The sequence below is a fragment of the Aminivibrio sp. genome (assembly GCF_016756745.1).
GTDB lineage: Bacteria > Synergistota > Synergistia > Synergistales > Aminobacteriaceae > Aminivibrio.
On sequence record NZ_JAESIH010000051.1, the window covers coordinates 72,573 to 93,727 of the forward strand.

16 protein-coding genes are annotated in these 21,155 nt (G+C 55.8%); 8 read left to right on the plus strand and 8 right to left on the minus strand.

Going from position 1 to position 21,155, the window contains the following annotated elements:
* Positions 1-115: 115 nt before the first annotated feature.
* The 3 genes from arcC to JMJ95_RS08185 form a co-directional block, all read right to left on the minus strand.
* Positions 116-1,057 carry a carbamate kinase gene (gene arcC, locus JMJ95_RS08175; protein ID WP_290684387.1) on the minus strand — a complete coding sequence of 314 codons (942 nt, stop codon included), beginning with the start codon at positions 1,055-1,057 and terminating at the stop codon, positions 116-118.
* A 59-nt stretch (positions 1,058-1,116) separates the two neighbouring features.
* Positions 1,117-1,962: a polyamine aminopropyltransferase gene (gene speE, locus JMJ95_RS08180; RefSeq protein ID WP_290684389.1), complete on the minus strand. Its 846-nt coding sequence runs from the start codon at positions 1,960-1,962 to the stop codon at positions 1,117-1,119.
* Positions 1,963-2,058: 96 nt separating this feature from the next.
* Complete coding sequence (locus tag JMJ95_RS08185) at positions 2,059-3,234, minus strand: type III PLP-dependent enzyme (RefSeq protein ID WP_290684391.1); 1,176 nt, start codon at positions 3,232-3,234, stop codon at positions 2,059-2,061.
* 486 nt (positions 3,235-3,720) lie between these two features.
* Here JMJ95_RS08185 and JMJ95_RS08190 point away from each other — a divergent pair, with 486 nt between their 5' ends.
* Together JMJ95_RS08190 and JMJ95_RS08195 are read left to right on the plus strand one after the other, a co-directional pair.
* Positions 3,721-4,395 carry a L,D-transpeptidase family protein gene (locus JMJ95_RS08190; protein ID WP_290684393.1) on the plus strand — a complete coding sequence of 225 codons (675 nt, stop codon included), beginning with the start codon at positions 3,721-3,723 and terminating at the stop codon, positions 4,393-4,395.
* Between the two features lie 11 nt (positions 4,396-4,406).
* Positions 4,407-5,303, plus strand: a complete 897-nt coding sequence (locus JMJ95_RS08195) for an MBL fold metallo-hydrolase (RefSeq protein ID WP_290684395.1) — start codon at positions 4,407-4,409, stop codon at positions 5,301-5,303.
* A gap of 298 nt (positions 5,304-5,601) precedes the next feature.
* On the opposite strand, the gene JMJ95_RS08200 is transcribed toward JMJ95_RS08195, so the two are convergent.
* Entirely contained in the window at positions 5,602-6,387 is a 786-nt protein-coding gene (locus tag JMJ95_RS08200; protein ID WP_290684397.1) for an LmeA family phospholipid-binding protein, read from the minus strand.
* A gap of 28 nt (positions 6,388-6,415) precedes the next feature.
* On the minus strand, positions 6,416-8,353 hold the full coding sequence (locus JMJ95_RS08205) for an ABC-F family ATP-binding cassette domain-containing protein (protein ID WP_290684399.1): 1,938 nt from the start codon (positions 8,351-8,353) through the stop codon (positions 6,416-6,418).
* 159 nt (positions 8,354-8,512) lie between these two features.
* Between JMJ95_RS08205 and JMJ95_RS08210 the strand changes: the two genes are divergently transcribed.
* Both JMJ95_RS08210 and JMJ95_RS08215 read left to right on the plus strand, forming a co-directional pair.
* Positions 8,513-9,847 (plus strand): MFS transporter, encoded by a 1,335-nt coding sequence (locus JMJ95_RS08210; RefSeq protein WP_290684401.1) that lies wholly within the window; start codon positions 8,513-8,515, stop codon positions 9,845-9,847.
* A gap of 200 nt (positions 9,848-10,047) precedes the next feature.
* Positions 10,048-10,248 (plus strand): cold-shock protein, encoded by a 201-nt coding sequence (locus JMJ95_RS08215; protein WP_133957834.1) that lies wholly within the window; start codon positions 10,048-10,050, stop codon positions 10,246-10,248.
* A gap of 84 nt (positions 10,249-10,332) precedes the next feature.
* On the opposite strand, the gene JMJ95_RS08220 is transcribed toward JMJ95_RS08215, so the two are convergent.
* Complete coding sequence (locus JMJ95_RS08220; protein ID WP_290684404.1) at positions 10,333-12,063, minus strand: DEAD/DEAH box helicase; 1,731 nt, start codon at positions 12,061-12,063, stop codon at positions 10,333-10,335.
* A gap of 419 nt (positions 12,064-12,482) precedes the next feature.
* Here JMJ95_RS08220 and JMJ95_RS08225 point away from each other — a divergent pair, with 419 nt between their 5' ends.
* The 4 genes from JMJ95_RS08225 (at position 12,483) to JMJ95_RS08240 (ending at position 18,238) form a co-directional block, all read left to right on the plus strand.
* Entirely contained in the window at positions 12,483-13,772 is a 1,290-nt protein-coding gene (locus tag JMJ95_RS08225; RefSeq protein WP_290684405.1) for a TolC family protein, read from the plus strand.
* A 131-nt stretch (positions 13,773-13,903) separates the two neighbouring features.
* Positions 13,904-15,850, plus strand: coding sequence for a molecular chaperone HtpG (htpG, locus tag JMJ95_RS08230; protein WP_290684407.1), 1,947 nt, complete (start codon positions 13,904-13,906; stop codon positions 15,848-15,850).
* Positions 15,847-16,752 carry a DMT family transporter gene (locus tag JMJ95_RS08235; protein WP_290684408.1) on the plus strand — a complete coding sequence of 302 codons (906 nt, stop codon included), beginning with the start codon at positions 15,847-15,849 and terminating at the stop codon, positions 16,750-16,752. Before htpG ends, JMJ95_RS08235 begins: the two co-directional genes overlap by 4 nt.
* Before the next feature lie 22 nt (positions 16,753-16,774).
* Positions 16,775-18,238, plus strand: a complete 1,464-nt coding sequence (locus JMJ95_RS08240) for a leucyl aminopeptidase (RefSeq protein ID WP_290684410.1) — start codon at positions 16,775-16,777, stop codon at positions 18,236-18,238.
* Between the two features lie 40 nt (positions 18,239-18,278).
* Here the strand turns inward: JMJ95_RS08240 and mnmE are convergent, their stop codons facing one another.
* Positions 18,279-19,688, minus strand: coding sequence for a tRNA uridine-5-carboxymethylaminomethyl(34) synthesis GTPase MnmE (gene mnmE / locus JMJ95_RS08245; RefSeq protein WP_290684412.1), 1,410 nt, complete (start codon positions 19,686-19,688; stop codon positions 18,279-18,281).
* Between the two features lie 120 nt (positions 19,689-19,808).
* The gene (locus tag JMJ95_RS08250; protein WP_290684414.1) at positions 19,809-21,032 is read right to left on the minus strand and encodes a PLP-dependent aminotransferase family protein; all 1,224 of its coding nucleotides are present in this window, start codon (positions 21,030-21,032) and stop codon (positions 19,809-19,811) included.
* Positions 21,033-21,155 lie beyond the last annotated feature (123 nt).

The following is a 21,155-nucleotide window of genomic DNA, read 5'->3' on the forward strand; positions in this document are numbered from 1 at the left end:
TAACACCGGGTAACATGATACACGTTTCTTTCCTTCACCGGAAGGTGAGGGCAGAAAAAAACGGCCCCTTCAAGGGCCGTTTTCGGTATATGCCTAGGGGAAAAGGAGACTCTGGTCAGTCCTTGAGGATCTGTGTTCCGGCGGACCCTTCCATTGCCTCGAGGGCCTGCTCGAGACTCGCGATGACGGCGCGGTTTCCTCCGTTGCGGACAAAACGAAGGGCTGCCTTTACCTTCGGCCCCATGGATCCAGCCTTGAAATGCCCTTCTTTTTCAAGGGTTTCCATTTCGTTTACCGTAAGATTCTCCAGCCACTTCTGGTTCGGGGTGTTGTAGTTTATGGCAACCCTGGGCACATCGGTGAGGATCATCAGGATGTCGGCTTTCACGGCTGCGGCGAGCCGCTCTCCGGCGAGGTCCTTGTCGATGACCGCCTCCACTCCCTGGTACGTTCCGTCGGCCTTGCGAATAACGGGAATGCCGCCGCCTCCGGAAGCGATGACGGTGAACCCCTTTTCGATCAGGGAATTGATGACGTCCTTTTCCACGATGTATTTGGGATCGGGGGAGGGGACGACCCTTCTCCATCCGCGTCCCGCGTCGTCAATCCAGAATTCTCCGGTTTCAGCCATGCGTTTTTTCGCCGCCTCTTCCGTGTAGAACGGTCCTACCGGCTTTGTCGGGTGGGCGAAGGCGGGATCTGCAGGATCGACCTCAACCTGGGTCACTACACATGCGGGCTCATGGCCGGAAAGGCCTTCTAGGGCAAGGGTGTTGCGGAAGCTCTGGCAGAACATGTATCCGATGAGCCCCTGGCTTTCCGCTCCGCAGACATCCATGGGCATGGCAGGAACCGAAGTGCTGCCCAATTCATTCTGGATGAGGATTGCGCCGACCTGGGGGCCGTTGCCGTGAGTGACCACCACTTCATGGCCCGCCCGGATCATCCTGACGATCTGGTCCACTGTTTTCTGTATATTGTCCCGCTGTTCCGCTGCAGTACCCTTCTGGCCTCTCTGCAGAATGGCGTTGCCTCCAAGGGCGACCAAAACTCTCATCTCTTTCAATTCCCCTCCTGAATGTTAATGTCAAACTTGTACATTTTAAACTAAGCGACTTATTTCAGCAAGTCTATGACAAAGGGGGGAAGAACGAAACTTGCCCTGTGAATATCGGACGTGTAATATCTGGTTCCTTCAGGGGCGGGGCGAAGGGGCACCGACGGGTCGGCGGACTTGGAACCCACGGTGTAGGTCCACATGCCGCTGGGATAGGTGGGCATAGCCCCCCAGTACAACCTGACGACGGGGAAGACGGAACTCATTTCCCGGAAGGCGTCCCGGACGACGTTCCGGTCCGTGAAGGGCGATTCTGTTTGGGCTACGACCATGCCGTCCTTTTTCAGGGCGTTGTGGATATCGCGGTAGAAGGGGGATTCGAAGAGTCCGACGGCAAATTCCACGGGATCAGTGCTGTCCACGATGACGACGTCGAATTCTTCCCTGGCGGCCTTGATGTACTCCATGGCGTCCATAGGTTTTACGTCTGCCCTGGGGTCTTCAAGGGCAACGCTGATGGTGGGGAGAAACCGTTTCGAAGCGTTGATGACTACCTCGTCAATATCCACCAGGGTGGCTTTTTCCACGTTTTTGTGGCGAAGAACTTCCCGCAGGACGCCTCCGTCTCCTCCGCCGACGATGAGGACTCTTCTCGGATCAGGGTGCGAGGAGAGCGCCACGTGGGCCATCATCTCCGAATAGCAGAATTCATCCCGTTCCGTGATCTGGATTGCTCCGTCGAGGAGCATCATCCGTCCGTATTCTCCGGTGTCCACGAGCAGGATGTCCTGGTAGGGGCTTTTTACGTTCAGAAGCACATCTGAGACGCGAAGGCTCAGCTTCATGTCCGGGCTCTGTTCTTCCGTGACCCAGAGCTCGTTAAAGCGTTTCGGGCGGGTATCCATTGGGCATTCTCCTTTCTCTGGAAGAAGCGGAGGGGACGAACCGTTCAACCTGTTCCCTCCGATGACCGGTTTTTATTCAGTATAGAATGTCCTGTTTCAATCTTCAAGCACGTAGGCGCGGAGCGGGGGGAAACCGTTGAAGCAGACCGAGGAGTAGCTCTGCGTATAGGCTCCGGTGGTGAAGAAGTACAGGCGGTCTCCTTCCTTCAGAGAAGCGGGGAGGACGTACTTTTCATTTTCATACAGAATGTCCATGCTGTCGCATGTGGGGCCTGCCAGGATCGTTTCCTGGATGGGCCCTGTCTTTTCCGAGTAGATGGGGTATTTGATGGACTCGTCGAGAGTTTCGATGAGACCTCCGAATTTTCCTGCGTCAAGGTACACCCAGCTGTACTGGTTGGCCTCCGACTTTCTGGAGATGAGCACCACCTCCGTAACGAGGATTCCGGCGTCCCCTGCCATAAACCGCCCCGGCTCGAGAAGGATCTCAGGGAGGGTTTCTCCGAAGTCCTCAGTGAGGAACCGGATGATCTCCGCTCCGTAAACGGAGGTCTCCTTCGTGGGAGAAATGTAGTTCGCCGGGAATCCGCCGCCGAGGTTCACCATTTTCAGATCGATTCCCTTTGCCTTCGCGGAATCGAAGAGATACTTGCAGGTGGAGATGGCATGATCCCATTGCCCGATGTCCCTCTGCTGGGAGCCAACGTGGAAGGAGATCCCGTAGGGCATCAGGCCGAGTTTTTGAGCCTGAAGGATGAGCCGGTAAATGGTATCGGGGTGGGCGCCGAACTTTCTGGAGAGGGGCCAGTCGGCTCCGCTTCCGTCGGTGAGGATCCTGAAGAAAACTTTCGAGTCGGGAGCGTTCTTCGCGATCTTTTCCAGATCGCTTTCCGAATCGGTGGCGAAGAGTCGCACTCCCTTTGAATAGGCGTAGGCGATATCCTTCGCCTTTTTTATAGTGTTGCCGTAGCTGATCTTGTCCGGGGTGGCCCCGAGGGCGAGGATATGATCCAGTTCGTAGACCGACGCTATGTCGAAACAGCTTCCCTTGGACACGAGCATCCGAATGACGGAAGCGTTGGGGTTCGCCTTCACGGCGTAGTAAATCTTAGCAAAGGGCAGGGTGCTGATCAGTTCATCGTATTTCTGTTCGACCTTTGCAAGGTCAATTACAAGAAAGGGTGTTTCCTTATCTTCAGCAAACTTTTTGATGCGGTCGAATCGTTCCCTGGAAATATACCTTTCAAGGTCGAACTGGAACTCGTTTTCCACGTCTCTACCTCCTCATGAATTGGATGCGAACCTGATGCAGTTTACGGCCTCGAGACGAGAAATGCAATAGGGAAAGGCCTAAACCTAAATCCGCACCCCAGAGGGAGCGTCACGGGGGCCGCTTGGGCGGAAAGTGCGGATTGTCGTTCGTGACAACTGCCCGGGCGAGTTCCGCGGCCCCCTGCGTTCGCCGGCTGCCTGCCTGTGAAACGGACCTCCGTGCCGGTTTCTTTTCCCCTCAGGCGCCCTCCCCCAGGGGATCTCTCCGCAAAGAGCGCGGAGCGAGATCTCTTCTCCCCCCGGGGGGGATTTACCGTATGCCCGGCGACACTTCCTCTGCCTGAAAAATTTGCTGATTCAGGTAGAGGGAAAAGAGAAGAAAAATCAGGGAATTTACGTATCCATTTTTCCCTTTCACTCCAGGGTTCCATGGTAGAATCTATGCTGTTTCGACTTTTGAGCGCATTGCGGCAAGGAGGCTCCTCTATGTTGTACGAAAAAAGAAAATTTTCTCTTTGGTCAAAGCTGACCGGCCTTGTCCTTCTGGTTATTGTCGGCTTTATCACGGGCTATGTGGGCTATACATACTACCGGGACCTGACGGCACCGGTCCGTGAAATGCCGCCCGTATCTCCCCCGACCCAGGAACCGGAAGAACCCCTGGTAGTGCCCGAACCACCTGAAGAGTCGAGACCGCTGCAAGCGCCGGAACCGCAGCTGTCCCCCCCATCCCTGCCGGATGGTGTGAAGAGCGACCAGCTCTGGCTTCATGTCGTCAAGAGTTCTTATCGTATGTACCTCTACAGGGGAAGGAAAGTGGAGCGACTCTTCGATGTGGCTGTCGGGGCCGACGAAGGGCAGAAGCAGCGCGTCGGGGACAACAGAACCCCCACCGGGGTCTTCACCGTCCAGCAGATTCAGAGGTCTTCCTCCTGGACCTGCGACTTCGGCGACGGGAACGGACCCACACCGGGAGCGTACGGTCCCTGGTTCATCCGCCTGAAAACCCCGGGGTGGTCGGGGATAGGTATTCATGGTACCCATGATCCGAACTCCATCGGCACCATGATAACCCAGGGGTGCATACGGATGAGGAACCACGAACTGGAAGAATTGAAGAAGATGGTTTTCGTCGGCATGAAAGTCGTCATTTCAGAATAGGAGCAGGTGCCATGAAATTTGTGAACATAGATCTCCAGGTGAACAAACGAGGGTTTCGGCGCTTTATTTCCTCCTGGCTGGTCAGGGATGAAAAAGAGGACAGGACCTATCTCGTAGATACGGGGCCGGGCAGTACCTGGCCTCTTGTCCGCGATGCGGTGGAACGGCACGGGGGAGGGCGGGTCGATGCCGTTCTTCTGACCCATGTGCATCTCGACCATGCCGGGGCGGCTACCCTCGCGTTTCGGGAATACGGCGCTCCTGTGTCCGCAGCTCCGAAGGGAATTCCCCACCTGCTCGAGCCTGCGGCGCTGTGGAGGGGGAGCGTCGAAACTCTTGGCGAAACCGCATACCTTTACGGAGAACCGGAACCCCTTCCCCGGGAAGCCCTTCTGGCGGATGAAAACCTCCCGGCCGGATTCTCGGCCATCGAGACCCCGGGACATGCATCCCATCACCGGTCTTTTATTCTTGACGAAGGTGACCTTGGGAAAACCCTTTTCGCCGGGGAAGCTGCGGGAATTTTCCTTGAAGGGGAGGAGCCTTTTCCTTATCTCCGTCCGGCCACGCCGCCCCGCTTCTTCCCGGAAGTGACCCTCGAATCCATTGAACGGCTGATTCCTCTTGGCTGCAGGAGGATCTGCTACTCCCACTTCGGAGCGGGGGAAGGGGCAAAGGAAATGCTTTCCTTTGCCCGGGACCAGATCCTTTTCTGGAGAGACATCGTGGTGGACCTGTTCAGAAAGGGCGTTTCACCTGATGATGAGGAGACGATTTTTCAGGAGCTTCTGCAGCGGGACCCCTTTCTTGCTGCCTGGAGGAAAATGGAACCCGACATCCGGGACAGGGAACGGGAGTTCATAGGGAACAGCATCAGGGGATTCGCCGGAGCTTACGGCCCGAAATGAAAAATCAGGGGGAGCGATTCCTCTCCAAGGCGTTTTCTTAGTGTGTTGATATTCGCAAAAATCCATAACGCAATCCCCTTGAGGAGCGACTTGTAGCGGGTTGTTGGTCACACAAAGGGGAAATCTCCCGTGGAAGGCAGGGAGGTTACCCCTCGTCTTGTTAGAAGGAACTAACCAGCCGAACCGTTGATTCAACGCAAAAGGTGCCCCTCATATTTTCGAGGAAGCACCTTCGAATACCACATATCAACCCGTTTAACGAACGCCTTGGATTTCTCCCCCCGCTCTTTTTTCTTCCCTATTTTATTTCCACCGTTCCGTTTCCTGCTGCGTACTCATACACTATTCCCTGAAAGGCTTCAGGAAGTACCCGGCTCGCGATCGTCAGGCTGTCCTCGCCGTACACAATGGAGTGGAGCTTCAACGGGAAGACGAATTTTCTCAGGTCAAGAATGGGCTGGATCTGTTCAACGGCTTGGTCCGTTATGAACCGGGGAACGTTCACCTTGTTCACCTTGAGGGTGTAGTCATGAAGCCATACCTGCTGCATTTCCACGATTTTGAACCGGCTGAAGATTTCGATGAGGATGTTCAGCCTGAAGAGAACGGTCACGAGATAGTTCCCCCTTGCGTAGATACCGTCCGGGCGCATGTCCACCTGGATGTTGTTCCAGTGGTCGTCCTCGCCGAATTCTTTCGAAAGAAGGTTGTCGTTGAGATCCTTCTCCAGGATTCGGGCGAAGGCGTGAATGTTGAGGATTTCCCTGGCTTCGAGTCCTTTTTTATCCCACTCACCGGGAGGGTTCATCTGGACTCCCATTGCCCTGACCCGCAGCGTATCCATGCGAACTCCTCCGACGACGCATCCCGTCAGGTCAAGATAGATATCCCTGATGTAGCCGGTAGCGTCCGGCTCCTCGTCGATAATCATGGTCATCCTCTCGGGGGTGAACTCCGAGACGAACTGCCTGAGAAGAAGGTTTCCCGAAGTTTCGCCGCCCGCCTTTGCCGGCGTCACGAAGAAAAGGAGCAGAAGAGCAGTCGTTGTGATCAGAGCGCACCGTATCGGATAAGTTATTTTCATTCCGTTCTTTCCTCCCTGGCGGTTAGATTTACCCTGTTTTTTCGATCGTTTCGATTTCAGTCATGAGGCTTTCCCATAGTTCGTAGAGAGAATCGAGTTCCTTTGAAGCGTTATTTCTCTGAATGAGCAGGTTCTGGACTTTTTCCGAATCGGACAGAAAGGCCGGATCGGAGAGAAGGTTGTCCCTTTCCGACTGTTGTTTTTCAAGGAGAGAAATTTTCTCTTCTATCGGCTCAAGTTTTTCGAGGACCTTTCTTTTCTTCCGGTACAGGAGGTTTCGTCTCTCCGCCTCGAGGCGTTTCCGGTCTTTTTCTGGATCTTCCTTCTCATTTTTCTCCGCCCGGCTCTCCTCTGCCGCTGAAGTAAGGGCTTTCCTTTTTTCAATAAAATAGGAATAGTTTCCCTGATAGTCGATAAGTTTCCCCGAGGCGATTTCCACCACCCTGGTCGCCAGGTTGTCCAGAAAGTAACGGTCATGGGATACGATGACCAGGGTGCCGTCGTATTCCAGGAGGGCTCTTTGGAAAAGGTCCTTGGTCTGCATATCCAGGTGGTTCGTAGGTTCGTCGAGAACGAGGCAGTTGGCCTCTTCCATCAGGAGCTTCAGCAGGGCAAGCCGGGATTTTTCTCCTCCCGAAAGCACCGAAACGGATTTGAAAATGTCATCGCCGCTGAAAAGAAAAGCCCCGAGGAGATTGCGCTTGTCCTGGGCCGTCCATGCTGGATTACGGCCCGAGAGGGTTTCCCACACAGTCTTGGAATAATCCAGGTTCTCAGACGACTGCTGGGAGAAAAAAGCGATCCGAACATTGTGTCCTGTTCGTACCGTTCCCGAAGTGAGCTCCTCCGTTCCGCTCAGGATCCTGGAGAGGGTGGATTTACCGGCTCCGTTGACTCCGACCAGAGCAATTTTTTCTCCCCGTTTGATTGTCAGGGATGCGTCGGAAAAAACGGTCTGATCCCCGTATTTTTTTTCTCCCTTTTCCATGGAGATCACGTCGAGCCCGCTGCGAACGCAGGGAGGTAAGCGAAAGGACACCGTTTTCGTGTCTTCCTTGATTTCAACCAGGTTTATTTTCTCGAGCCGCTTGATCCTGCTCTGTACTGACGCCGCCTTTGAGGCCTTGTAGCGGAACCGTTCGATGAATTCCTCCATGCGGGCCAGTTCTTCCTTCTGGAGGCGTTCCTGCCGTCGGAGTTCTTCAAGCCGCCTTTCCCTCTCGTCCAAGTAGTCCGAGAAATTGCCCCGGTACAGGGATATCTTACCGAAAGAGAGTTCCGCGATTGATGTGCAAATTTTGTCGAGAAACCTCCGGTCATGGGAGACGGCCACGATCGTCCCGCGAAAACCCGAAAGCCACCCTTCCAGCCACTCCATGCTCTCCGTGTCAAGGTGGTTCGTCGGTTCGTCCAGCAGCAGGATGTCCGGGCGGATAAGAAGAAGCCCGGCAAGATGAATCCTCATTTTCCAACCGCCCGAAAAGCTTCCGGTGGTCCTGTCCTTGTCGCCCTGTGAAAAGCCGAGACCTGACAGGATCTTCCCCGCCATGGCGTCAAAAGCATATCCGCCGAGGGACTCGAACTGTTTCAGAAGAAGGTCGTGGCGACTGAGTTCCCGTGCGTGTTCCGGGGATTCCGAGGGTAGTCCGGACAGCCGTCCGGTGCAGACTGCAAGCTCGTCCTCCACGGCCGCGAGGCCCGTTCTGGAACGCAAAAAAGAGAGAACGGGCACGTCGGGCAGTTCCACCAGGTCCTGGGGCAGATAACCCACCCTGAGGCCTTTTGAAACCGTGACCGTTCCGGAGTCCACAGTCGTCTCTCCTGTCATGATCCGGAGCAGCGTTGTCTTCCCTGCTCCGTTGTTTCCCACGAGACCGGTACGGGACCCCGGAAGAATGGTCCACGAAAGGTCCTGGAAGAGGGATCGCTCTCCCGTCTGTATTCTAATATCCGAAATCCGGATCACGGCCCCGCCTCCTTCCAGCTTTCTTGATGAACCTGATTATACGGTGAATTTTCCGGGGAAAAAAGAGGAAAATGAGGATTTCAATGGTATTATTTCTTTTTACGCATCACTCCGGCGGTTTGTATGCCGGGGAAGAACACGGGGAAAAGAGGAGAGACAATGGCAGAGCAGCATTCCGGAGAATTCAGAGACGGAAGCGGGGATGGGATGAAGAAGGCCCTCTCCTATCGCTGGATTGTGTGGGGGGTTATGGTTTTTGCTTTCATGGTGGTCTTCTTTCACCGTTTCGCCGCGGCGGTGGTGAAGGACGATGTGACGAGAGACTTTTCCCTCAGCGCAACCTCTTTTGGCGCCATGGCCTCCATGTATTTCTACGCGTACATGATCATGCAGATACCGGTAGGGTTCCTCGCCGATTCACTCGGGGCAAGGATCACGGTCTCCCTCGGAATGTTTCTTGCCGGGGCAGGATCGGTCATCTTCGGATTCGCACCCTCCTTATCCTGGCTTTTCCTGGGGAGATTTCTCGTCGGTATTGGCGTATCCACCGTTTTTGTCTCCATCATGAAGATTCAGTCCCAGTGGTTCCGCGACAGGGAATTTGCCACTATTTCCGGAGCCACGACTCTGGTGGGCAATGCCGGGGGCATTTTCTCCCAAGGGCCGTTGGCTCTTCTCATCTCCGTGGTTTCCTGGAGAGCGGGTTTTGTGGCCATAGGTCTCCTCACGCTCGCAATTGCGGCGCTTTGTTTCCGGTTTATCCGGAACAGACCCCAGGATATGGGACTTCCTCCGGTAAACGAAAGGGAAATCGCCAGGGCAAACCTGCCGCCGGATCCCTTTTCCGTTGTTTCGGGACTGAAAAATGTCCTCTCGGTCAGAGGCATCTTTCCGACGACACTTTTTTACCTCTTCAACCAGGCCGGATTTTTTGCCCTTATCAGTACTTGGGGCATTCCGTGGCTGGTGAACGCCTACGGGCTTTCAGTCCAGGAAGCGTCCTCCTATAGTGTGACCCTCATCTTCGGGATAATGGCAGGGGGGGCCATCACCGGCTGGATATCCGACCGTCTGGGAAGAAGAAAAGCCCCCATGCTGGTCAGCTCGGTGCTCCACATGGTTTTGTGGGCGGTGATTCTCCTGTCGAAAAACGGAACGCCTCCTCTCGGGTGGTTAAAACCCGTTTTTTTCCTTCTCGGCATAACGAATACAGCCTTTGTCCTCGCATGGTCGGTGGCCAAGGAGCTTACCTCGGAAAAATACACCGGACTGGCCATTTCCATACTCAACGCTGCCGGCTTCCTTTCCATAGCGCTCTGCACTTCCGTGATGGGATGGGTTATTGATCTTTTTGCACACCTCACTCCGGCGGGAGCCTACAGAATGGCCTTCATGCTCCCTCTCGTTTCAGCCGTCCTCTCCTTTCTTTCTGTCCTCTTCATCCCCGAAACCGGATCGGTTAAAAATGAGGGGACGCTGAAAAAAACATCCTGAGAGGACCATTAAGTTTCGGCTAATGAAAAGCCTTTTTATTTAATTTCTTTTCTCAGGGCAAAAAGACGGAAAAACAGGAAAAAAGGGTCGAAATCTTTCCCGGAAAGAAAATTTTTCCTTGACATCAACGGAAAAATCCTATATTGTTCAGTAGTGGCTTAGGCCGCGAATTTAATAAAGTTTTAGGAGGCTGTCTTTGGATGAGTCAGGGAACAGTGAAGTGGTTTAACGATAGCAAAGGGTATGGTTTCATTACAACGGACGAGGGCAAGGACGTTTTCGTTCATTTCAGCGCCATTGTTGGTGATGGGTTCAAGACCCTCGCCGAGGGGCAGAAGGTTTCTTTCGACGTCGTCGACGGCGAAAAGGGACCTCAGGCTGCGAACGTTCACAAAGCGTAACCCTTCCCTCGATTTACATTAAACCAAGGGAAAAAAGACCGCCGGTTCTGAAGAGCCGGCGGTCTTTTTGCTTTACTTTTTTCTTTATTTGCCTCTGTATTCCGGCTTGCCCTGCCTCCTGGGCCGGTTTGCGCCTGATGGACGCCCCCTTACCTGCTGGGGCTGACTGGACGCGGGAAGGATGAAATCCCTGCTTTTGCCCTCTTCCAGGAGACCGCACCGTTCCAGGCCGCGGCTATCCTCTTCGAACCGGGAGAGGGCCACGGGAAGCAGTTCCACAAGGACATGATCGTCCTTCATCCTGATGGCGCCGACCTCCGAACGATCCACGTTCAGCGATGTGCATACGGAGCTCAGAACCCTGCCGACGTCCCATCCGTCAGACAGCCCCTTGCTCAGGCGGAGCATTGTTCCCTTGGGGCGCCTTCCCTTGAGTGTCCTTGTCCCCGGAGTCCGGTCCTTTTCTCCGGTGAAGCGGCTCTTTCTGCGGAGTTCCCGTTCCAGTTCGGAGGAGAGGTTGTATCCGGCAGACCGTTTTGAAAACAGTGTCCAGAGCAGCCTTGCGACGAGGTTCTTCCCGTTGACTCTGGAAAGAAGATCCTCGGCCCACAGGAGGTAATCCTCGTTCTCTCCGGCTTCCGTCACGGTGAGAAGTTTTTCTTCCGCGATCTCTCTCTGCACCTTTGAGATGGCGTCAAGATCGGGGACATTCTTCCATTCAACGGTCACCTTTGCCGAACCGAGCATATACTTGAATTTCTCTGCCTCCTGGGGGGAAAGAAGGAGGATGTCCGTCCCCTCACGTCCGGCCCGGCCTGTCCGTCCGCTCCTGTGCACAAAGGTGTCCCTGTCGTCGGGCAGTCCGATCTGGATGACGTGCGTCACCCCCTCCACGTCGAGCCCTCGGGCAGCCACGTTCGTCGCGACAAGCAGCGGCAGGTGCCCGTTTTTGAAGGAACCGAGAACGGCATTACGCTCTCTCTGGGTCATTTCTCCATGGAGCGATCCGGCGCTGAAACCTTCCGCGGAAAGCCGCTGGGCCACGGACATGGTTTCCAGCCGGGTGTGGCAGAAGATCAGCCCCCGCTTCGGCCGTTCCCAGAGGAGAACGTTCACCAGTCCTTCCATTTTGTGCCTTAAGGGAACGAGGTATGCCCGGTGGACGATATCCTCGTGCTGTTCCCCGTCCTCCACAAGGGAGATGGACACAGGATCGGAAAGATATTTTTTCGAGAGTTCCCTGACTTCCCTGGGCATGGTTGCGGAGAAAAGCCATGTCCGCTCCCGCTGAGGAAGGGCGTCGAGAATGCCTTCGAGTTCATCCCGAAATCCCATGTCAAGCATGTGGTCTCCCTCATCCAGGATGACGGAATGGATACCGTCAGCTCTGAGGGTCCCCCTGTTCACATGGTCAAGGGTTCTTCCCGGCGTACCGACGACGATAACAGCACCGTCCTTGAGAGAACGGATCTGGGTGGACATGTCGAGACCTCCCACAAGAGTGGCGACCGATATATCCATGTACCGTGAAAGCCACTCCGCCTCACGGGCGGTTTGCTGGGCCAGTTCCCGGGTGGGGGAGAGGACGAGAATCCGGGGTGAGGATTGGGGAAGATTCATTTCCTGGAGAAGAGGCAGCAGAAAAGCAAGAGTTTTTCCGGAGCCTGTCTTTGCCCGGACGATAAGGTCCGTCTCAAAATTTTCCATGGCGAGGACTTTTTCCTGTACCGGGGTCGGGATGGAGAATCCTTTCTTTTGCAGGGCGAGAAGCAGTTCTTCCCGCAGTTCGTAGCTCGCGAAACCATTTTCATTCATTAATTAATGTTCCTCCTTGAGATTCGAAAGAAGGGAAGGGCATAGACGCCTCCGTCTTTCGCCCTCAAAAAAGAGTGGACCCCGTTCCGGGGGTCCACTCGAAATCTTCCCTCCATTACACCAGATCTATTATCCGGAAGATTTATGATTTGTCAAGTTGCTAATCACCTAAACCTAAATCCGCAAATTTTTCAGGCAGAGGGAGTGTTGCCGGTGGCCCAAACATTCCCCGGTGACACTCCCTCTGGGGTTCGGATTTAGGGGCCTGACAGTTTCTTGACAGGAATGAGGCTGAATATCTATACTCAAACAGCGGAGAAAAGGCAAGCAGAAATTGCTTCACGGGTTATCGTTCTTTTTACTTTCCCACAAGGCCGATGCTGCGGGGAGCATGCGGAAACGTTCGAGGAGGAACATTCATGGGAAAGAGCTTCAAAATAACCATGCTCGCGGCGGCATTCCTGGTGTGGGTTTTTTCCCCGTCGGCGGTTGCGGCGGAGATGTCCCTCGACGAGTTTCTTCTCGCTGTGCGGGAGAGCAACCCGGTGCTCCAGTCTTCCTACAAGCGCCTGGAGGCGTTCCGTCATACAGTCCGGTCTTCCGTGGCAGATCAGCGCCCGTCCGTAGGGGTCAGGGGAAACACTACCTGGCTTAGCGATACCTACTCCTCACAGGAGCGCAGCACTATGGGTGAGCGTGGAAATTATTCCCTCTCGGCCGCAATCACCCACCGTTTTGACGTGAGCGGAGTCTACGGAGACCAGGAACGGCAGCTCCTTCTTCAGTACAACGGACTGGTCTCCGACCATCTCGCCCTTGTGAACAACACCCTTGCAGCCGCGGAAAGTCTTTACTGGCAGTCCTTTATCGCCCGGCAGAACATTTTTCTGCAGAGGGGCATCCTGAACCAGAGGAAAGAAGACCTGAGAATTACAGAGGAGAAGTTCAGGCAGCAACTTATCCCCCGACTGGACATCATCCGTGCCCAGGCGAAGGTGGAGGAGGCGGAAAGCCTCGTTGTGGAAGCGGAATCGGCCTACAGAGACACCCTGGCCCGGATGGCGACCCTTGCCGGCGGGCTGGATTTCGAACCGAAGGAGGAAAGCCTCCTCGTTCCCTCCCTTTCAGTTCAGGCAGGAGTTGAAAAGGCCATGGGCCGGAGGAACGACGTCCGGTCGGCCGAAACGGCCCTTGAACGGGCAAGAGTGATGAAGACTCTCGCCGCGAAGGGAATGGCCCCAACTGTGGAAGGATCTGTTGGGTACATGGTACTTACCGACAACGACAATTCATCTCCCACGGAGAAGGAGTTCCTTCTCTCCATGAACGTTTCCATCCCCGTGTATGACGGAGGAAAAACGAAGGAGGACGTGGCTGACAAGGCAAAGACCATCGAAGCGACGGAGAAGACCCTGGAATCCAGGAAAAACCAGGTCCGGGAAGACGTGGTGCAAGCCCTCAACCAGTGGGAAAAAGCGGTGGCCTTGGAAAGCAGCAAGAGGAAGCAGCTTGCTCGTTCTGACGAGGAGCTCATTATCACCCAGCTTATGTATAAGGAAGGCATGGGGGCCCAGATCGACCTCCTGAACGCACAGGTTGAAAACCAGAAGGTCAAGACGGAACATCTCACGGCAATCAAGGAAATGTATCTCGCCCTGGTGAGCCTGAAGCAGGCCATGAGCGATTATGAACCGGCCCCGGCCGAATAGGGCTTTTTTTCACAATAAGGCATTTCCCGGGGGACGGTGCTGCCGGAAAGCATCGTCCCCGGCTTTTTGAACGGAAAAATCCGCGGCCCATCAGTCCGCGAAAAACAACGAAAAGAAGCAGGAGGATAGTCATGGAGCAGGAACGTTTTTCTTTTCAGGCCGAGGCGAAGCAACTTCTCGACCTCATGATCCATTCGGTGTATTCCAACAGGGATATTTTTCTTCGGGAACTGATTTCCAACGCTTCCGACGCCCTCGACAAGCGCCGCCTTGAACTTCTCGCCCACCCGGAGTTTGCCGACAGGGAAGGGGAGTCGGGCCTTTCTGCCCCATCGATCCGGATTTCCCGGGGCGCAGAGGGACGGACTCTCTTTGTCTCTGACAACGGGGTCGGGATGAACAGGGAAGAACTTACGAACTACATCGGTACCATCGCCAGGTCCGGAACCGGGGAATTTCTCGCGGCCATGAAGGCCGGCAGAGAGTCGGTGGGGGCCGAAAGTCTTATCGGCCGGTTCGGAGTGGGGTTTTATTCCGCCTTCATGGTAGCCGACCGTGTGGAAGTGGTGACCCGTCGTCTCGGAGAAGGGAAAGGTTGGCGTTTTTCTTCCCCCGGTGACGGCACTTATACTCTTGAGGAGGCTGAACGGAACGAGCCCGGGACCACAGTGATCCTTCACCTCAAAACGCCCGACCGGGAAAAGGGCGAACGGGATTACGCCGACGAGTGGACCCTTCGGGACATCGTGAAAAGGTACTCCGATTTCATCTCCTATCCCATCGTGATGTCCGTTTCAAAGACGCCTGAAGGCGGAGAAGAGGCTGAGGACCTGGTCCTGAACTCAGGAAAGGCCCTCTGGCGCCGTCCGGAAAAAGACGTGACCGACCAAGAATACGAAGAATTTTACAAACATATCGCCTCCGACTGGGAGCCGCCCCTCGGCAGGGTTGTTTTCTCCGTGGAGGGAGGAACTGAATTCCGGGGAATCCTGTTTTTCCCGTCGAAAGCTCCCTTCGATCTTCATTACGCGCCACGGAGCGAGGGCGTGAGCCTCTATATCCGCAACGTGTTCATCATGAACGACTGCCGGGACCTGGTTCCGTCCTGGCTTCGCTTTCTAAGAGGCGTGGTGGATTCCGAGGACCTTCCGCTCAACATCTCAAGGGAAATCCTCCAGGAGGATCCCCTCGTCCGGATCATCAGGAAGAGCCTTGTCCGGCGGGTCCTTGCCGCGCTGAAAAAAATGATGGCCGACGACAGGGAGAAATACGTTCGCCTCTGGAAGGAGTTCGGGCCGGTTATCAAGGAAGGCCTTGCTTCCTTCGACGGCACCGAAAAGGAAAACCGGGAGGCCATCCTAGAAATCTGTCTCTTCCCTTCCGCTTCCTCGGGGGATGGTTTTCTTTCCCTCGGCGAATACGTTGAGGCAATGAAAGAGGGACAGCAGGAGATTTACTATATAACGGGAAAGAAGCTCCAGGTGCTCAGGAACTCCCCCCTTCTCGAACGGTGCCGGGAGAAAGGCTATGACGTGCTGCTTCTCGCCGACCCGGTTGACGAGGTGATCGCTCCCACCCTCCCGCACTTCAGGGGGAAGGAATTCCGGTCTCTCGAACGGGAGGATGCCCTGCCTCCCGAGGAAAGGGGGAAAGACGCTCCCCGGCCGGAAGGACTCGCCTCATTTTTGAAGGAGGTCCTCTCGGAAACGGTAAAGGACGTGAAAATTTCCTCACGCCTCACGGATTCACCGGCCTGCCTGGTAAGCGATGACGACGGGACATCTTTCAACATGGAGCGCATCCTCCGGTCCATGGGCAGGGAGGTCCCTCTCATGAAACGCATTATGGAAATCAACCCGGATCACCCGGTGATTGTGAAAATGGACAGGCTGCTCGCTACGGGAGGATCGGAAGAAAAAGTGAGGGAATACGCCTTCCTCCTCCATGACCAGTGTGTTCTCGCGGAAGGAGGGCAGATAGCGGATCCTGCCCGTTTCGCCGGAAGGCTTTCCGCCCTTCTTGTCGAAAATTTGGATGCTACCGGAAGAGATTCCTCTCCCTCCGGTGAAGCACAATGACACCCACCGCCAAGGCACGGCTCAAGGCCTTCATTGCAGTTGTTGCGTGGGGAGGTTCGCTGCCTTCCATCAAGGTTGCGGTCGCGGAAGTCTCCTTCACGACTCTGATCTGGCTCCGTTTCGGGACAGGAGTGGCGGCGCTGCTCCTGTCCCTTCTTCTCAGGGGAAGGATTCGCTTTCTTCCCCTGAAGGAAGCGGCTGTCTTCGCCGGGCTGGGTTTTCTCGGGGTCTTTTTTCACAACGCTCTCCAGGCATTTGCCCTGAAAACCGTCTCGGCGGGCATGTCGGGGCTCATCGTGGCCGCGAACCCCATCGCCATAGCCCTCCTGGGGGCCCTTATTCTCGGCGAGAGGCTCGACGGGAGAAAGAAAGGCGGGATCCTTCTAGCTGCTTTCGGTGTGCTGGTCATTCTCTCCAAAGGCGACCCCGGCGTCTTCCTGAGGAGAGGCTACAGCCGGGGAGAGTTGCTCATGGTGGTCAGTGTCTTTTCTTGGGGGCTTTTTTCCGTCTTTTCCCGGAAGGCTCTCAGGAAAACCTCCCCTGAACTCGGGATGGCTTATGCCCTTTCTTTCGGATGGCTGTTCGCCACCCTTCCCTTTCTCTTTTTCGGAGGGGTTTCGGAAATCCGGTCCATTTCTCCGGGAGCCTGGGCCAATATCCTGTTTCTCGGGGTGTGCTGCTCCGCCCTTGCCTATCTTTTCTGGTACGATGCCCTCCGGGAGCTTCCCGCATCCGAGGCGGGAAGCTTCCTCTACATCAATCCCGTGGTGGCCGTGCTTCTCTCAGCGGCCTTTCTCGGCGAGACCGTCACCCTTTCCATGATTGCCGGAGGTGTTCTTGTTTTCACCGGAGTATGGTTCGTCAACACGAAAAAAATAGCATCCCCTGCAGGGGAAAAATGAGTATTCAAGGAGTGTGAATTCAATGAAGACAACAGCATCTCCCCTTTCCGGCGGAATCGTGTCCGGGAGCGGGGCCGCGGCTTTGTATGTATTTTCGGGAGAACCTCTCCCGGAGGGCATCCTTTCACCCGAAGACGCGGCGGCGGCTGCGGCCCTGCTCGATGATCCCTCGTTCGGAGCGAAAAAAGGAAAGATCGCGAAGACCCTCCTTCCGGGTTCTTCCCTTTCGCTGCTCTACCTTGTCGGCCTTGGTGAAAGAAAGGATTTCGGGGAGGACGGCGTACGTTCCAGGACGGCGGAACTTGTCCGGAGGGCGAAAGGGGACGGGGTATCCCGCATTTCCGCCCTCCTGCCGGTTCCTTCAGACCGGAACGTGAGCTGTGCCGTGGCGGAGGGAGTGGAGCTAGGAAGCTATTCCTTCGAAAAATACAAGACCCGGAAGGAGGAAGACAGGCTTCCCGAACCGGATGAATTTATCCTGTACTGCGGCGACGAGGAAGGGCTCTCCCTGGGAAAAATGCTCGCGTGCGCCCAGAACATGGCCCGCGACCTGGCCAACGAGCCGGGGAACAGGTCCAACCCCGTGACGCTGGCAGAGTATGCCCTTGCAGAAGCCCGGGATTTCGGCCTTGAGGCGGAAGTCTGGGACGAAAGGAAAATTCTTGAAGAGGGGATGGAGGGGCTTTATTCCGTGGGAATGGCATCCTCGACGCCCCCGAGGCTGGTCCGTCTCTCTTGGAAACCCGAAGGAAAACATCTCCGGAAAGTGGTCTTCGTCGGGAAGGGCATCACCTTTGACAGCGGGGGACTGAACATCAAGCCCGGCGACTTCATCCGGTCCATGAAGAGCGACAAATCCGGGGCGTGCAATGTTTTTGCCCTGCTCCGCGCTGCGGCGAAAATGAAGCTTCCCATGGAGGTTCACGGAATAGTGCCCCTCGCGGAGAACATGCCGGGCGGCAAGGCGTTCCGTCCCGACGATATTCTCCGGATGAGGAACGGCAAAACCGTGGAAATCGACAACACCGACGCCGAGGGGCGGCTTATCCTCGCCGACGCCCTGAGTTACGCTTCGGAACTCCGCCCCGATGTCATCATCGACATGGCAACCCTTACCGGAGCCTGTGCTGTGGCCCTGGGAACGTCCATTGCCGGCCTCTTTACCCCTGACGATGGTCTTGCCAAGGACCTTCTCGAAGCAGGAAAGACGAGGGGAGAACGACTGTGGCGGCTTCCTGAGGATGATGAGAGGATAGCGGAATCCATGAAGTCCCCCGTGGCGGACCTTGTGAATTCAGGAAGCAGATACGGCGGGGCCATCTTTGCTGCACGGTTTCTTCGAGAGTTCGTCGGGGAGGGGATCTCCTGGGCCCATCTCGACATTGCGGGTGTAGACTTCAACAAGGACGAGTATTCTGTCTACGGCAAGGGAGCCAGCGGTTTCGGCGTCAGGACCTGCCTGCAGTACCTTTTGTCCATCCTGTAGCTCCAGAACGGGGAGGAGCCTCAGAACTCCTCCCCGCGGCTTATTTTCCCACGCAGAACTGGCTGAAAATGTAGTCGAGCAGGGTATCGTCGCCGGAAATGCCGAGAAGACGTTCCATGGCGGACCGGGCCTCGCTGACGCAGGATCCGGCGATGTCCTGTCCCAGCCCTGCTTCAAGGGCCGCGGAGGCATCCTTGAGAAAACCGATGGCGGCACGGATCTCGTTCACCTGCCTGGCGGACGTGTTCAGCCCCGAATCCAGAGCCCCTCCGCCTGCAATGGAGGAGACCACGGCATCCTTCAGATTGTCCAGTCCGGTTCCCTTCTTTGCAGATATGGAAAGTATGGGACTTTCGGGCAGAAGCTCGGAAATCGCCTCTTCTGTGGTTCTTCCGGTATCATCCTTTCCGGGAGGAAGGTCCGATTTGTTCACTGCCACCACGTGGACGAGATCCCGCAGCCGTTCCGCCATGTCAAAGTCGAAGGGGGCCGGAGGAGCGCTTCCGTCGACCACCCAGATGCGCACGTCAGCATTCGTGAAGGCCTCCTCGGCCAGGGAGATCCCGATGGCCTCCACCTCGTCTGAGGGTACTCCCATTCCGGCCGTGTCAACCAGGCGAAGGGGTATGCCGCGGTATGTGAGCACTTCCTCGATGAGGTCCCTTGTGGTGCCGGGAATGGCCGTGACAATCGCCCTCGACTCCCTGAGAAGAGCGTTGAGAAGGGAAGATTTCCCCACGTTCGGCCTGCCCACGATGGCCACCCTGATCCCTTCCCGGAGAAGAAACCCCGTGGCGCATCGGTCCAGCAGGTCCTCCAGACTTTGGCGGATTGTCTGGAGGGAATGGTCCGTATCCTCGTCGCTTCCGTAGGGGAGGTCTTCCTCAGGAAAGTCGAGGGAAACTTCCATTTTCCCCGAGAGAGCCAGCAGCTCGTCGTAGATGTCCTTCGCAAAGGAAGCAAGTTCTCCCTTCAACGTCCGGGCTGCGGCCCGGAGAGCCTCGTCGCTCCGGGAGCGGATGATCCCCAGGACAGCTTCCGCCTGGGTCAGGTCGATCCTGCCGGACAGGAACGCCCGTTTCGTGAACTCTCCGGGCTCGGCGAGGCGGGCTCCCCGGCAGAGGAGAATCTCCAGGCATTTCTGAGCTACCAGGGTGCCGCCGTGGGTGTGGATTTCCACAACTTCTTCCCCCGTGTAGCTTTTCGGGGGGGCAAACCACACGGCGAGTACTTGGTCGATGGCGACACCCTTTTCGTCGAGAAGATAGCCGTTCCGGAGGTATCTGGAGGGAATTTCCGCAAGAGGGACGGCAAGAGAAAGCTGCCTGTCGGCAAGAACCCTCGCTTCCGGTCCAGACAGGCGGACAATGGCTATGCCCGCTTCACCCCAGGCTGTAGCAATGGCGGCAATAGTATCTCTTTCACCGATGTGCGGACTCATCGAACCCATCGTTCTCTCCCCCTCCGGCTTCTTTTCCGCTCACTTTGGTATATTACATCAAATTTCCCCCGGACGCAGAAAAAATCCCCCCTTTTTCGGGGGGGATTTTTTCTGCGTCCGGGGGAAATCTCAGTGTACGGCTGGAATGGCCAGTTCGTTGACCGCCTCGGCGAGGCGCTTCACGCCCTCCTCGATGATTTCCGGGGACGGGAAGGTGTAGCACAGCCGCGCATTGTGGATGCCGGCGCCTGCGGTAGGGCAGAAAGGGTCACCGGGAACAAAGGCCACTTTCTTCTCGATGGCCCTTTTGAAAAGATCATTAGTGTTTACCGTGGGGAATTTCAGCCAGTAAAAAAAGCCCCCTTCCGGCTTGACCCAGGTGACTCCCAGGGGCGCGAGGTGTTTCTCGAAGCTCTTTTCCATGGCGTCCCGTTTCACCTTGTAGTTGTCGATGATCACTGGGAGATGGCGGTCAAGGTGGCCGTTGATGCAGTACTCCGCTACCAGGGCCTGGGTGATGGTGCTGGAGCACAGATCGGTCCCCTGTTTGAACACTGTGAGATTCCGGATGATTTCCTTCGCCCCCGTTACCCATCCTACGCGGGTTCCTGGTGACAGGATCTTCGAGAAGGACCCGGCATAGATTACGCCTCCCTGGTCGTGGAACGAGAATATGGACGGCAGATGGTCGCCTTCGTACCTGACATACCCATATGGATCGTCCTCGAAAATGGGGATATTGTATTGTTTGGAAATATCCACAAGTTTTTTTCGCCGTTCCACGGACATGGTCGATCCGCCGGGGTTGTGGAAATTCACGATAGTGTAGATGAACTTGATCTTCTTCCCTTCTGAGCGGGCTTTTTCGATGATGCCGGGGAGAAGGTCCACCTGCATCCCGTTGCGGTCAGTGGGAACACCGAGGAAGCTGCCGCCGTGGTTGAAGAACACGGTGAGAGCGGCAAGGTAGGATGGGTCTTCGGTAATAACGTAATCCCCCTTGTCGATCATGGACCATGCGAAAAGGTCAAGGGCCTGCTGGGAGCCGGTGGTAATCAGCATTTCTTCAGGTGCGACCTTCCGCCCCATCCGGGGGGCAGTCCATGCTGCAAGGAATTCCTTGAGTGGGGGATATCCTTCGGTGGTACCGTACTGAAGAAGTTCCTTACCCTGATCCTTGAGGATGTGGGCCCCCTCGTAGAACTGGTCCACCGGGAAAACTTCGGGGGCAGGCATGCCTCCCGCGAAGGAGATCATGCCGGGCTGCTTGATCACTGCCAGCATTTCCCGGATCGGTGACGGCCGGTTGTTCTTCGCCACGGAACTGAAGTTGTCCTGCCAAATCCCGCTCATTTCTTCGCCTCCCTTAATTTGTCCGCTTCTTCACTAATTATTCGGATTTTACGCCATAGAAACAAAAAAACCGATAATACAACTATATTATAGCACGAAGAAGGGAAGCGGCGTAACCTAAAT

Bases quoted from the DNA above. Each gene is read 5' to 3' on its own strand.
- arcC (WP_290684387.1), bottom strand. From the start codon at position 1,057: ATGAGAGTTTTGGTCGCCCTTGGAGGCAACGCCATTCTGCAGAGAGGC.
- speE (WP_290684389.1), bottom strand. From the start codon at position 1,962: ATGGATACCCGCCCGAAACGCTTTAACGAGCTCTGGGTCACGGAAGAA.
- JMJ95_RS08190 (WP_290684393.1), top strand. From the start codon at position 3,721: ATGTTGTACGAAAAAAGAAAATTTTCTCTTTGGTCAAAGCTGACCGGC.
- JMJ95_RS08195 (WP_290684395.1), top strand. From the start codon at position 4,407: ATGAAATTTGTGAACATAGATCTCCAGGTGAACAAACGAGGGTTTCGG.
- JMJ95_RS08200 (WP_290684397.1), bottom strand. From the start codon at position 6,387: ATGAAAATAACTTATCCGATACGGTGCGCTCTGATCACAACGACTGCT.
- JMJ95_RS08210 (WP_290684401.1), top strand. From the start codon at position 8,513: ATGGCAGAGCAGCATTCCGGAGAATTCAGAGACGGAAGCGGGGATGGG.
- JMJ95_RS08215 (WP_133957834.1), top strand. From the start codon at position 10,048: ATGAGTCAGGGAACAGTGAAGTGGTTTAACGATAGCAAAGGGTATGGT.
- JMJ95_RS08220 (WP_290684404.1), bottom strand. From the start codon at position 12,063: ATGAATGAAAATGGTTTCGCGAGCTACGAACTGCGGGAAGAACTGCTT.
- JMJ95_RS08225 (WP_290684405.1), top strand. From the start codon at position 12,483: ATGGGAAAGAGCTTCAAAATAACCATGCTCGCGGCGGCATTCCTGGTG.
- htpG (WP_290684407.1), top strand. From the start codon at position 13,904: ATGGAGCAGGAACGTTTTTCTTTTCAGGCCGAGGCGAAGCAACTTCTC.
- JMJ95_RS08235 (WP_290684408.1), top strand. From the start codon at position 15,847: ATGACACCCACCGCCAAGGCACGGCTCAAGGCCTTCATTGCAGTTGTT.
- JMJ95_RS08240 (WP_290684410.1), top strand. From the start codon at position 16,775: ATGAAGACAACAGCATCTCCCCTTTCCGGCGGAATCGTGTCCGGGAGC.
- mnmE (WP_290684412.1), bottom strand. From the start codon at position 19,688: ATGGGTTCGATGAGTCCGCACATCGGTGAAAGAGATACTATTGCCGCC.
- JMJ95_RS08250 (WP_290684414.1), bottom strand. From the start codon at position 21,032: ATGAGCGGGATTTGGCAGGACAACTTCAGTTCCGTGGCGAAGAACAAC.